At 27.6% G+C, this 13907-nt stretch carries 11 protein-coding genes; all 11 read right to left on the reverse strand.

The genetic code is table 11. From position 1 onward, the window contains the following. Positions 1-19: 19 nt before the first annotated feature. Positions 20-1183 (reverse strand): glycosyltransferase family 2 protein, encoded by a 1164-nt coding sequence (locus LQK79_RS00895; RefSeq protein ID WP_231015093.1) that lies wholly within the window; start codon positions 1181-1183, stop codon positions 20-22. 16 nt (positions 1184-1199) lie between these two features. Further along, positions 1200-2666 (reverse strand): glycosyltransferase, encoded by a 1467-nt coding sequence (locus LQK79_RS00900; protein WP_231015094.1) that lies wholly within the window; start codon positions 2664-2666, stop codon positions 1200-1202. A 31-nt stretch (positions 2667-2697) separates the two neighbouring features. Next, positions 2698-3708, reverse strand: a complete 1011-nt coding sequence (locus LQK79_RS00905) for a glycosyltransferase (protein WP_231015095.1) — start codon at positions 3706-3708, stop codon at positions 2698-2700. A gap of 20 nt (positions 3709-3728) precedes the next feature. Further along, a complete protein-coding gene (locus LQK79_RS00910; protein WP_231015096.1) occupies positions 3729-5501 on the reverse strand; it encodes a glycosyltransferase in 1773 nt (590 codons plus the stop codon). A gap of 191 nt (positions 5502-5692) precedes the next feature. Further along, positions 5693-6685 carry a UDP-2,4-diacetamido-2,4,6-trideoxy-beta-L-altropyranose hydrolase gene (gene pseG / locus LQK79_RS00915; RefSeq protein WP_231015099.1) on the reverse strand — a complete coding sequence of 331 codons (993 nt, stop codon included), beginning with the start codon at positions 6683-6685 and terminating at the stop codon, positions 5693-5695. Between the two features lie 346 nt (positions 6686-7031). Further along, positions 7032-7400, reverse strand: a complete 369-nt coding sequence (locus tag LQK79_RS00920) for a four helix bundle protein (protein WP_231015100.1) — start codon at positions 7398-7400, stop codon at positions 7032-7034. A 165-nt stretch (positions 7401-7565) separates the two neighbouring features. After that, a complete protein-coding gene (gene pseI, locus LQK79_RS00925; RefSeq protein ID WP_231015102.1) occupies positions 7566-8618 on the reverse strand; it encodes a pseudaminic acid synthase in 1053 nt (350 codons plus the stop codon). Positions 8619-8637: 19 nt separating this feature from the next. Next, positions 8638-9579: an ATP-grasp domain-containing protein gene (locus LQK79_RS00930; protein WP_231015104.1), complete on the reverse strand. Its 942-nt coding sequence runs from the start codon at positions 9577-9579 to the stop codon at positions 8638-8640. A 430-nt stretch (positions 9580-10009) separates the two neighbouring features. After that, a complete protein-coding gene (locus LQK79_RS00935; RefSeq protein WP_231015287.1) occupies positions 10010-10777 on the reverse strand; it encodes a glycosyltransferase family protein in 768 nt (255 codons plus the stop codon). Between the two features lie 142 nt (positions 10778-10919). Beyond that, positions 10920-12476 (reverse strand): GxxExxY protein, encoded by a 1557-nt coding sequence (locus LQK79_RS00940; RefSeq protein ID WP_231015106.1) that lies wholly within the window; start codon positions 12474-12476, stop codon positions 10920-10922. 160 nt (positions 12477-12636) lie between these two features. After that, positions 12637-13320, reverse strand: coding sequence for an HAD family hydrolase (locus tag LQK79_RS00945; protein ID WP_231015108.1), 684 nt, complete (start codon positions 13318-13320; stop codon positions 12637-12639). Positions 13321-13907: the final 587 nt, after the last annotated feature.

Consider the following 13907-nt stretch of genomic DNA (forward strand, 5'->3'; position numbering starts at 1 on the left):
TCTATTATAAAAAATACTCTTAAGAATATTTTAATAAATTTTCTCTTAATTCTCTCCATGTAAATTTAACATCTTCAAAATTTATATTATCTTTTTTACTACCTAATAAACTTAAATTATAATTTGCATCCATATAATTAGGAAAATATAATAATGCCTTTTTTAAAAAATCTTTGCTGCTAATAAAATCTTTTTTTAACATATATAATGCCCCAATATTATTCAACGCGGCACCATGGTTCTTCTTTAACCCTATAGTTTTCAAAAAATTATCTATGGATAAGTCTATCTTCCTATTTTTTATGTAGTATAATCCAAGCAAAAAATATATATTATAGTATTCATAATTTTTACTAAGCTCTTTTAACTTCTTGAAGCCTTCATCGTAATTTCCAAATCTAAACATCATAAAAACAAAATCACATACATTAATATACTTAGGAAGGTTTCTTTTATTAATAGCATCTTCTATAAAATTAATATTGTACTGTTTTAAAATTGCCTTTTCACCAATTTTCATATTTTCCAAATTAGAAGACAAACTGCTATTTCTTCTTCTAACTTTAATTAATGGCTTATCAATATAACAAAAACCACCTACTTGAGCTATTCTAAGCCACAAATCCCAATCTTCAGCATAAGTTAATTTTTCATTAAACTTACATGCTTTATAAAAAGATTCTTTTTTTAAAATCACACCACTAGTCGATATATAATTTCTTAAAAATTCGTATCCTAAAATTTCTTGCGGTTCAGTTTGTATTCCCCTCATCTCTTCACTTATTATATTATCATTTTCATCTATTTGAACATAACTACAATATGACATTACATATTTATCATTAAATTTGGCATTTAGTTTATTAAGTTTTCTTTGAGACTCCTCAATTAAATTTGGCAGTGCTAAATCATCTGAATCTAAAAACATCACATAATCACCATTTGACCTATCAACAGCATAATTTCTACAAAATGAGACGCCCATATTAATCTTAAAATCAAATATTTTTATCATATTATTAGACTTTCTCAATTCATGTAAAATTTTTAGTGTATCATCTGAACTACTGTCATTAATTAATATTATTTCAATTGGTAAAACACTTTGTTGTAATATACTATAAACTGTTTCTTGAATAAATCTTTCACAATTATAGCACGGTATTATAACTGAAATTTTCATTTTATCATTCCTTAAATTATAGTTCTAATAAATATTTCACATAATTATTTACTGAACATTGCTGTCTTATTATTTCTTTGTTAATAGCTCCATATATATGCAACAAATTTTTATTCCCATATACATACGAAATTATTTTTTCCGCAGTCTCTATATCTCTTTTATTTATAACAAATCCATTTATTTCGTTTTTTACAAATAAATCTACTCCACTAACATTTGTAACAATTGGAATCACTCCATTCCCCATAGCTTCTAGCATAGAAATACTTGTGCCTTCATAATCTGAAAGATTTAAATATATATCAAGTTTACTCCAAAAATCATTCATTTTATAATGTGGGATAAGTCCATATAATTTTACTTTATGTTTTAAATTTTGCTTTATAATAAATTCACTAATTATACTATAATATGGGCCAACGCCAGCTATATGAATTTCATAATTCACCTTTTTCAATTCCAATTTTTCAATTAACTTTAATAAATAATCACATCTTTTCTGTTCCTTAACTAGCCTACCTGCAAATCCAATTTTAATAGGTTCTTTCTCATATGAGTAAACCTTTTTTATATTATTAAGCTCTACAGGAGATGTTCTGCTAGATATATCGTTTTTTCTTTCAGATAAACATTTTATTAAACTGCTTTCTATTTCTTGACTTACACATACAAACTTACTAATTATTTTACTGTACATATCATTTTGATAATATGTCATAAATATATCTCCATGTAAAACTGATATTATCCTTACTTGGTCAGTATACATTTCCTTTAAAATATATGATATTTGTAAAATTTCAAATGAATCATTATTTATAATTGTACAAGGTAAATATTTTGCTAGCTCATTACAAGCATTAATTAATGCATCAAAGTAATCAATTTTATCAAAATTTAAATTTATAATTTTATTATTAGTATAAGCATTCTTAATTTCTGAAGTTATACTCGGTTTTAAGTTAACTAAGTACGAATTTTTATTAAGATTTTTTATTCCTCTATTTACTGTAATTGACCAGTTTTCTATGCCTCCAAGTATAAGTCCACGAGGCAATGTAATCAATATATTACAACAGCTATCCTTAAGCTGCATTTTTTCATAACTCATTTCAGTTAAAGATGGCTCTAATGTATTTTTTAATCTTTTAGTAATTTCCGACATATTAGCTTTTAGCATATACTTCATTAATTTATTTATTTCAATATAATTTTTTTCTTTTACCAAACCGCAACTATTTAATTGACTGGATATTTCGTCATAAAACATACTTGCAATTACTATTAAATATTCATCTATATTAATTTCACTTAAAATACTAGGAGATTTTACTTTTATACCACAAAAAAAGGTTTCAAACTTGATATCGTTATTATCTATAAAAAAAACTATTTTGAAGTTAAAATTTTTTAATATTTCATATGCCCTTTCTCCTGATTTAGAGGCTCCAAAAATTAATATTTTTTTGTCACTATACATCATAATAAGTATATCCTCTCCACATTAACATTTAAAATGCTAAATAATCGATCAAATTATTGTATTTCACACTTTTTAAGTATTTTACTATGCTAAACCTTCCTGGCTCTGAAGCAACAACCACCTTAATATTTTTACTGCTATTTATAACTTCATATGGTGACCTTACTGTCATATTAAAAATCGTTGTATTCCATTTTTCTTCCGCTCCATCAACAAATCCACTAATTTGAAATCCATTTTCTTTAAATATATTATATAAATTCTTTCCTAGTCCTCCAGCACCCCATATATAAATCTCACGATCATCACTCTTAAATAAATTTTTAATTTCTTCCTTTTTTATTTCATAAAGTACTTTATATACTTCCAGCGTACTAGTAGAACATACAGATTTATCACTCACACGAATTTCACACAAAACTTCATTGATATTAGTTATTTTATATCCTTTCTTATTTAACTCATAAAATAATTTATAATCTTCCCCTATTCTAAAATTACCATATCCATATTTTTTTATAACTTCAGCTCTTGCCATTATAGATGAATTAATCAAACAGCAGTACCAATATAGTTTTTCATGCATATCTTTCTCTGTTAAAATACTGTTATTTTGTTTTTCTATATAGTTCTTACAATATTTATACCTTTCACTATTTTTATTACCGCAAAAATATTCACTTAATGATCCTACAATACAAATATCTTTATTTTTATCTAAAAAATCTTTTTGCTTCTCAAATCTTTTTTTATCATATTTATCATCTGAATCAACTCTTGCAATATATTTTCCTATAACTTTTTTAAGCCCATAATTTGAAGCTTTACCAACCCCAACATTTTTTGAAAGCTTATAGTACTTTATTCTTGAGTCTTGAAAGCTTTTTATAACTGCTTCTGTTCCATCCGTTGACCCATCATCCACAATTATAAACTCAAACGCATCAAAGGTTTGAGTTAAAATACTTTCAATAGTTTCCGAAATATATTCTTCGGAGTTATATGTACACATTAACACTGATAGTTCAACATCATTCAAATAAATCACTCCATAAAATTTTACAAGCTTTCAAACACATTTACCAAATCCCCCGTAAGTGCTTGTCTATTATACTTTTGAATTTTACTATCATCAAACTCATTATAGGTTTTATTTTCTTTCCATAAATTATAACAATCTAAAATATATTTTTTCATACCTGATATATCATTATATTCAAAGTTTTTGCCACATTTTGTTTCATTTAGCAAGCCTTCAATTACACTACCTTGTGGAGATAAAGCTAATATATCTTTTTTTAATCTTAAATATTCAAATATTTTTCCAGTATATACTCTTTTAACCTTTTCATCATTTCCAACAACTAATAAAAGCAAATTCGCCTTATTTGCATTAATCAAACTTTCTATATGCGGAACATAGGATTTTATTTTCACTAAATTGTATGTATTTAATTCATTAATTTTAGTTTGAATTTCACTTTGAACTTTTCCAACAAACTCTATATATAATTCCTCTTTTTTTATTTTACATTCCCTAATCAATTCATTAACAGCTGTAATAAATGAATATGGTGTTATTTCCAAATAAAAAGATCCATTTGAAATTATCGTAAATTTATCATTGTATTCCTTTTTATTGCTCATAAAATAAAAATCTTCTTCATCAAATCCGTTAGTGATATTAACAACTTTTTCTTTAGGTATTTTAAAATTACAAATATAATTTTCTACTGCCATTGGGGTAACCGTAACTACTCTATCTGCACAATTTAATATGCTTTTTTCTAATTCTCTTTCAAATTCAAACCTTATATCATTTTCATCTCTATTTGAATAGGGATTGTATGTCCATTCATCCCTAAAATCTGCCACCCATGGTATATAATTATACTTGTTCTTTAGATAATAGCCAGCTATATGTGAAGAACAAGGTGCAGACGTTGTATATATCATATCAATATTATTAAAATCAATGACCTGTTCTATTTTTTCCATTACAGAATTTACCCACGATATACAGGTATCTGGTGTTAATATTTCTTTTCTATTCATACAATTGTTTAATTTAATATAATTTACAAATTCATTCATTAACTCATCGCTATCTATTAACCCATATAATAAATTTACAATTTGCTGAATCTGGATTTTACTTAATCTCTCAGAATTGAAGTATTCATCATCTACTCTAATTATTTGCGTGTCATTCGGTATTTCATCCACCAGTGTTTTGTCCTCACCATCTTGAAAAAAGTTCCTTCCACAAGTAATTATTATAGGCTTCCAACCATATTTATTTAGATATCTTACAAACTTCAAAGTTCTTTGAACACCAGGTCCTCCAATTGGTGGAAATATATATGAAATTATTAATACTCTTTTTTTATGATTTATATGATTTTTATTTTTTACATTACTGTTATTTTTACCATATATAAGACTAAATTCATTTCTATATTCTTTTTTAAATTTTCTATCAATTTTAATATTTTTATAATTATCTATATCACAAGCTTTTTCCAGACAATAAGCTTTTTTATATGTTATGTCACTTGGATCAATATAAAAGAAAATGTAAATATCATTTATACCATAATTTTTTAATTGTACTGATATTGGTCCATAATACATACTTGCAATTATAATATTAAAATTTGGATAGTCAATCAATACTTTAGGATTAATTACCTCTACGCCACAAAATCTTTTTCCTAATTTAGTTAAATCATTATCACTAAAATAACATATTTCATATTTATCTTTAAGGACATTATAAGCAATTTCGCCTAAACGCGATGCACCAAATACTATTGCTTTTTTTCTCTCCATATTACAATTTTCAACCCCTTTGTAATCTATTATAACAGAATATTGGTGAAATATTAAAAAAATACACAAATTTCAAAAATTGAAACTTGTGTATTAAATTAATTTATGAAAATTAGTTTTTATCTGTAATTTGAAACTCTTATACAATATAGTTAATTATTGGTATTATTAGCTATGTCTTGACAATTATTTCATACCATATCCAAAATTCTTTCAACTATCCTTAAGGTTCCTTTTCCATCTATAAGTTTACTAGACTTTTCTGATATTTCTTTCCGCATACTATAATTTTTATTTAACAAATTTATTTCACTTAAGATCTTCTCTTTATTTATGTCATCATGCCATCCTAAGTTTTTTATAATTTTAAGCTCATCAAATTTATCTGCAACTCTATCTTGATTTTCTGCGATTGTTATAGAAAGCGATGGGATTCCAACTGCGCAAAGTTCATACAGCGTTGTTCCTGCCGCTGATATGCATATATCACATTTTTCCATTAGAGATTTCATATCAGCATTGTAATACAAAAGCATATTAGAATATTTTTCATAGCTTTTAAGTTTACTGACATAATCCTCATTGAAAGCAGGCCCTATAACAACATGAAAATTGTACTGCTGATCCTTCACATAATAAAGCATTTTAAGTGTTACCAAAAATGGATCTGAACCACCTAAAGTAATCATTATATCTTTCACTTTTCTTTTTATTAATTTATGTCTCAAATTTATAAATTCATACCTGAGTATAGTATACTTGCAGCCTAAAAGAAATTGCGTTTTAGAAGCTAAATCATAAGTTAAATCCTCAGCATTTATGTTTTGATTTATAACAATATCGACATTTTTAAAAGAATACAAGCCCATATCGTCTATGTATATTGTTTTTTTAAATATTTTTTTAGTTGCTGAAAAATATTCATCATCTACATCATAACTATCAGTTATAAGTATATCTCCTTTTAGCTTGATTAAATCCTCTAAAAAACTTTTTTCTCCCACTATATTAATTTTAAAACCTGACACTTGAACTTTATGTATACCTTCAGAATATTTATTTCCATTTCTACATACGTATTCTACATCAAAATATCTTTTTAATTCTTTAGCAAGGGTGAGTGTCCTCATAATATGGCCCATACCTATGCTGTTACCACCATCAGCTCTAATTAAAATTTTCAATTTTCTATCCCCTTTTATTATTAAGTGAAGGGTTTTAACTCGCCTTGCTCGTTAAAAGACTAACTTTTTCGCTGAAGCGAAAAGTGAAGGGTTTAACTTTGCTTCGCTCGTTAAAGGTGAATTATTTTATCTGCAATAAAATGCTATGGTTGATTTTCCTCCGCCTTGCTGCGGAAAATCTTCAAATTTAACTATTTCAAATTTAACTGCGTTAAATTATCCACTTTAATTTTAGGTCTTTCAAATTTAACTGCGTTAAATTTATCTACTTTAATTTTAGGTCTTTCAAATTTAACTACGTTAAATTTTCCTATGTTAAATTTATCTATGTTAAATTTTTCTGATTTTAAGTTCTATTAGCATTTTCTAAATTTTTCTCACATGTTTGTATAGAAGATACTATCATCCTTAAAATAGAATTGCATTTTTTGCGAATATAGTCAACTTCTTTTATTTTCTGTCCTTCACTAACTTCAATGAGTTCTAACCAATACAAGGTTTCATTGCATTCCTTTAATGCAATGCGAAACTTGTGAATAAAATCATTTTTACTTTCTGCATACTTCGCTTCTCTAATATTAGCTCCAATGCTGGTAGCAGCTCTAAAAAATTGCTTTGACAAAACATATTCATTCTTAGCCGAAAGATATTTATACACATTAATAGATTCTAAAGCAACATTAAAACTTTCTTTCAATAAAGCAGATTTTTCCACAATACTCACCTCATAATTATAAATACTACCTAAATTATAACCACGGGATTTATTTTTAATCTTATAATTTATTTTTCGTAGTAAAACGTAGAAAAATACACCTTAACTTTTGGCTTTAGCTTAAAAATCCACCTTTGACGTGCAAAGCATCGTCAAACCCTTCATCTATTCTATCAATTTCCAATTGATAGGAGTACCTTTTTTTATGTCAGTCCTCGCTTCCTTGCCAATAATATCATTAATATATTTCGTTTTAAGTCCAAAGGCTGGTCTTATGCTTCTGACATTTTCATTTGTAAATTTCTCACCTTTTTTTATATCCTTTACAACAAACAATGACCTTGAGTGCTGTCTGCTATTTTTTTGTTTTTCAGTGAGTTCATAAGTTACAGTTCCAAGTGCTTTTTCAACTTCTCTTATACTTTTAACCATTGCCTCAAATTCAGAAGATTCCATAGAAAAAGCAGAATCAGGACCACCATCGCTTCTACTTAATGTGAAATGTTTTTCTATAACGGATGCTCCAAGGGCTACTGCTGCTGTAGAAACAGAATATCCCATTGTATGATCGGAAAGTCCTATACTGCAGTTAAAAGTTTCCCTCATATTAGGAATTGTTTTAAGATTAATATCTTCTAAAGGTGTTGGATAGGAACTGCTGCATTTTAATAAAATAACATTTTCATTATTCACTCTTTTGCAGGCTTCAAGTGCCTCATGAATTTCTCCTATTTCAGCGATTCCAGTCGACATTATAATGGGTTTACCTTTTGATGCAACATACTCAACAAATGGTATATCTGTAAGCTCAAAAGAAGCTATTTTGTATGCTGGAACATTCATTTCTTCTAAAAAATCTACTGCGCTATTATCAAAGGGTGATGAAAAACATATAATTCCCTCTTCTTCTGCTATCTTTTTAAGTTTTGGCTGCCAATCCCATGGAGTATATGCTGTTTCGTAAAGTTTATGTAATGTAGTTCCATCCCATATTGTACCTTGCTTTATCTGAAAATATTCATTATCTGAATCCAATGTTATGGTATCAGGAGTGTAGGTTTGAAGTTTTATAGCATCTGCTCCTGCTTTTTTAGCAGCTTTAATTATTTTTACTGCCCTATCAAAGCTCTGATTGTGATTTGCTGACATTTCAGCTATTATAAATGTTCTTTGATTTTCGCCAACTTTTATACCGTTTATATCTATAACCTTATTCATGCTTCCTCCTCAGTTAACTCTATAAGTATATTCCTTCATCATATCTAAGCATTGTAATTTCCTCAAAGTTATCAATTGGCTCTATATGAGCTTCTTCTTTCATCTTATTAAAATATAATCCATAATCACCACCGGCTTTAAAGGTAAGTGGTGCCCCTCCACCAAATCGAGGATTAATTTCTATAAAGTATACCTCACCTTTCTCATTCAATATGCACTGCATGGTCAAAGGTCCCATGAGGTTTTCATTTACACATTCTTTTTTAAGCTTCTCACATAATTCATTTACCTTTTCAATTATTATTTTATTTTTAACAGTTCTTGTTTTAGAAACTTCACCAGCTCTAACTTCTAATCTTTCTCTTGGAATTGCAAAAATAACACTGCCTTTTAAATCACAAAGAACATCTACAGTAAATTCTGTGCCTTCAATAAATTCCTGTACTATTGCATTTTCCACATATTCTAAAAAGAAGTCCAGCTCTTTTTGGTTTTTTATTTTAAATACACTTTGACTTCCCATACCATTAAAAGGCTTTATTATAAGAGGAAATTTCACATCATAAGGTATATTATTTTTTAAATATGTATTGGGACACTCTATATTATTTTTCTTAAAGAATTCGTATGTTTTCCATTTATCATTGCAAATTTCAATAATGCCTTTACCGCTTAAAATTAATTTTGTTCCTTTTGCTTCAAAGCATGTTCTATAATCGCAAAGCATTGAAAATTCTTTTTCATAAAGCGGCACAAGAAAATCCACTTTCTCTTTTTCACATATATTTAAAATTTGCTCTATGTACCCTTCTTCGCTAAATTTCTTTACCTTGTAAAATTTATCTACAAAGTATCTGGCTGGTGCCATTTCAGATGCATCTGTGCCTATAATTTTACAGCTATTTTTAAGCCACTTAATGAGCTGTACTCTCTTGCCTATAGCTGTTAAAAGTATATTCATACCAATCTCCTCTCTGTATGTGTACGACTTGAAACATAGAAATTGCAAATACCAAACTTATACTAATAAATTAAAACTTGTAAAACAGAGTGAAGGGTTTTAACTCGCCCTGCTCATTAAAAAACTAACTTTTTCACTTATGTGAAAAGTGAAGGGTTTGACATAGCTTTGGTTGTCAAAGGTGAAAGGTTTTGCCACAGCAAAAAGTTAAGGAATATTTTTCTCCGCTTCACTACGAAAAATAAATAATTTAAATAAGTTAAAGATTTTCCACAGTAAAACGGAGGAAAATCACCCTTAACTTTTTATCGAAGGTAAAAAAGTTAACCTTTTACGTGCACAGCATCGTAAAACCCTTCACTGCAGTCCTCTACAAATTCTAATTTATCAAGATTAACTTGAAATTTATAATTTTCAAATTGTAGTCTGTTCATTTACAAACCTTTTTTTGTTTTACGTCGGAATTAATTAATGCAAGTTCTTTGTTGTTATCCAAAAATTTAATTACATCTTTTGAAGATACAAATTCATCTTTAAAGTGATTATATATTTCACTAATCAGTTTAAAATCATCTTCAGTGTCAACACATAATCTGTAATTTTTTTTATAAAAGCTGCTTCCTTTAACATATCCTATTTTAAATCTATCAGGATTTCTATACATATAAAGAGTTACGTGTTCCTTATACATATCTATTTCTTCTTTTGAAATACCTTTATAATTTTCATGAACAGCATAATATGCCTTATCAAGTGCAGCTTTAGAAAACACCTCTACGTCAAAACCTCTTACAAAGGTTTCTGGAACATCGAGTCTTATGTAATCATAATCATTATATATAAAATTAGTCACTACATTATCTAATATAACAGCATCAATTAAAGGGCAATCTCCTGTAACTCTTATTATTATACCATCCTTCTCTTTATTATATATGTCTGCTGCTTCTTTATATCTTTCAAGTGCATCAGCCTCTGAACCTCTAAATACCTTATAGTTATATTGTTCACATTTGTCCACCAGTACTTCTTCTTTTTCGGATGTTGATGTAGCTAATACTATGTCATCTATATATCTTGATTTTTTTAGTCTATCCAGTACAGTAATTATCATTGGTTTATCAAGAACTTTCCTTATAACTTTACCAGGAAGTCTTTCTGAGCCCATTCTTGCTTGAACAATACATGTTATTTTTATAGTAATCACCCCATTTTTAATCAGTGCACAATTCACAGTTAGGTTATATTCTACACACAAATAAAAAACGGGAACTACATAGTTGAATTAACAACCCTCTATTCCCGCCTTATTTAAGTTATCGTATAAAATTAGTTTTCGTTTATACCCATACCATAAATATTTCTTTATTATTTAACTTCACGCTAGAATTTTTATACTGTTTATTCTTATTAAAATTATAGATAAGTAAATATCCTTTATCTAAATTTTGAATTTCCAAATAATCATAAAGCTGCTGTAATCCTTTTTTATGATATTCTTCTCCATGCCATATTTTAAGTTCTATAACATATTTATTTTTACCATAAGTAACAACTACATCTAATCTCTTTTCCTGGGAAATTTGAACTTCTTTAAAATCAAAACCTATTCCATTTATAATTGGCTTTAAAAATGCTAGGAAAATAAGTCTACCTTCTCGTTCTAAAAAGCTTGTGTTAATTTCTGAATATTGTTCTTTAATAAATTGCTGAAATTTTAGAAGTATCTTTTGTAAATCAAGCGCATCATTGTCTATAATAAAATTATCTCTAAAATTATAATTGCTCATTTTTACCTTTGCCTCAATTTTAGAAATCATATAGTTATAAATTATTTGTTCATAAATTCTATTGTGAATAGTAACTTTATTATCATCTTCTTTAAATATTCCATAAATTGTTCCTATATTAATAGTAGGATTTAAATTATTATAAACTCTTACTTCACCGTCTATAACAATACTATAAACTTCCCCATATAAATCGCTATTATTCTCTAGGTTCTTTACCAAATCATCAAATAAAGTATTATTTTCCTTCAAAATACACTTAACTGCTTCATCAATATGATGAGTAGTCCATGATTTTTCTTCAGGCTTCAGTATCCTTTCATCTATAATCTGGCATAATCTACTTACTAAAAATGGGTATCCGTTAGTATAATAATAAAGTTTATTTGCAATTTCGTCATAGTTCATAGTAATATTTCTTTCCTCATTATACTGATGAAGCATAGATTCAATTTCTTTAGGTTTAAAGCTCAAATCCACTTCAAAATTTACCGCAATATTCCAATGGCTGTTGTATTTCCTTTCTTCCCTTGGCCTAAGCTTTAATTTTAAATTTTTAACATCATAAACTCCTGTTAATATGACACTTTTAAAAGTATAATCCAAATCATCTCTTGAAAGTAAAAATTTATTTCTAAGCATGCCTAAAAAACTTAAAAATAATTGATTATTACTGCTTTTATCAACCTCATCAATAAAAAGAATTACTTCCTTTTCCGAATTCACTACAAATTCTGTAATAGCCTCAGAAACATCTTCTAAATTCCTTGAATTTTTACTCATGAGTTTTATTTCTTCTGACTTCCCTTTATCTGTAAATCTTAATGCTTTTGAAAATACATCTAAAATTCTGCTACTAAATATCTCCTCGTCCTTAAAAATTAGGTCACCTAAGCCTTCAAAACTGGTTCGAATAATTAAATATTTATTTTTAAGTCTCCTATATAATTGAAATAATATGGTGGTCTTTCCATACTGCCTTGGTCTATTTATTATAAAATATTCCCCTCTATCAATCATACTTTCAACTTGATTTACCTTACCAGTAACATCTACCATAAAATCCTTTTCTGGAATACAAACACCAGTTGTATTAAATCGTTTCATCTTATTCACCTCAATGCAAGACAAATAGAGAAATAAAAAACAATTCTCAATTTAAGAATTGTTTTTTTATTTTCTTATTATTAGTATATCATGAAATTTATATTCCATACAGTCTTTTATTAGTTAAAAATGGAAAGTGGAGAATTGAGAGTTATGGTTGCTATTTTTTTAAATGCAAAAGTTGAATTATATTTATTAATTCTTTTAAATTATTTATTGTAAAGTCAGCTTCATAGCCTTTCTCTTCTTTAAGTTTCATATTGTCACCAAATTCTCTTATAATTCGTACAGTAAAAAAGCCAACCTTTCTTGCACCAATAAAATCTTTAGTTGGATTATCTCCTACATATATGGCTTCTTGCGGCTCACATTTAAAATATTCAAGCATTTTTTTATAGGAATATTCATGTGGCTTCCAATACATTCTTCCAAAATCATCGGTCACAATTATCTTATCAAAGTAATTTTCTACTCCTAAGCACTTTATTTTATTCCACTGCACAGACGCTTTTCCATCAGTTATCAGTCCCAGTTTATAATTATATCTCAATTTTTCTAAAATATAATATGCGTCATCATATAAATTAAGTTTACACTTAGCATTTCTATATATAAAAACCAAGTCATTCATCGCTTCAATAAATCCACATTTTTCACACAGCACATTAAAAATCTTACCCCTGCCATATTCATTTAAAATGTTCAGCATTTTGCTTTGCAATTCCTTGCTATCAATTAAATATTTATGTGATAAGTATTCTGCTACTGCTTTAAATCCATTCTGTACAAACTGAAATTCATTATACAATGTATCATCTAGGTCAAATACAATTAATTTTATCATATATAAAGTTCCTCACAAAAAGTAAATTAATAAAAGAGTACTCTCTGTAATACATAGCGTTTTGGCGTTAACCAATTACCATTTTAAAACTAATAAGAGTACTCTTCGTAATATTTAGTTATCAATAATTTTCTTAGTATTTTTATGTTACCAACAAAGTGCTTACTTATAGTATAGAAGGATAACGATCATCTGCGGGGTTTGGGATGTAATTCCATTATCCTTCTTAACTTGTATATAACATGTCTCTATATTTGCCAAACCTCGTATCCTTAGTTAGTGCCAATCCTTAGTTATTTTTATGTTGCCAACAGAGTGTTTATTTATGGTTATAGAAGGATAACGATCATCTGCGAGGTTTGGGATGTAATCCCATTATCCTTCTTAACTTATATATAACATGTCTCTATATTTGCCAAACCTCGTATCCTTAGCTAGCATCAATTCTTAGTATTTCTGTGTTGCCAACAGAGTGTTTATTTATGGTTATAGAAGGATAATGGGCAAAGCCCAAACCTCGTATCCTTAGCTAGCATCAATTCTTAGTATTTCTGTGTTGCCAACAGAGTGTTTATTTATGGTTATAG

This window comes from Clostridium guangxiense (assembly GCF_021043395.1).
Taxonomy (GTDB): Bacteria; Bacillota; Clostridia; order Clostridiales; family Clostridiaceae; genus Clostridium_S; species Clostridium_S guangxiense.

Bases quoted from the DNA above. Each gene is read 5' to 3' on its own strand.
- LQK79_RS00940 (WP_231015106.1), bottom strand. From the start codon at position 12,476: ATGAAACGATTTAATACAACTGGTGTTTGTATTCCAGAAAAGGATTTT.
- LQK79_RS00930 (WP_231015104.1), bottom strand. From the start codon at position 9,579: ATGAATATACTTTTAACAGCTATAGGCAAGAGAGTACAGCTCATTAAG.
- LQK79_RS00900 (WP_231015094.1), bottom strand. From the start codon at position 2,666: ATGTATAGTGACAAAAAAATATTAATTTTTGGAGCCTCTAAATCAGGA.
- LQK79_RS00910 (WP_231015096.1), bottom strand. From the start codon at position 5,501: ATGGAGAGAAAAAAAGCAATAGTATTTGGTGCATCGCGTTTAGGCGAA.
- LQK79_RS00895 (WP_231015093.1), bottom strand. From the start codon at position 1,183: ATGAAAATTTCAGTTATAATACCGTGCTATAATTGTGAAAGATTTATT.
- LQK79_RS00945 (WP_231015108.1), bottom strand. From the start codon at position 13,320: ATGATAAAATTAATTGTATTTGACCTAGATGATACATTGTATAATGAA.
- pseI (WP_231015102.1), bottom strand. From the start codon at position 8,618: ATGAATAAGGTTATAGATATAAACGGTATAAAAGTTGGCGAAAATCAA.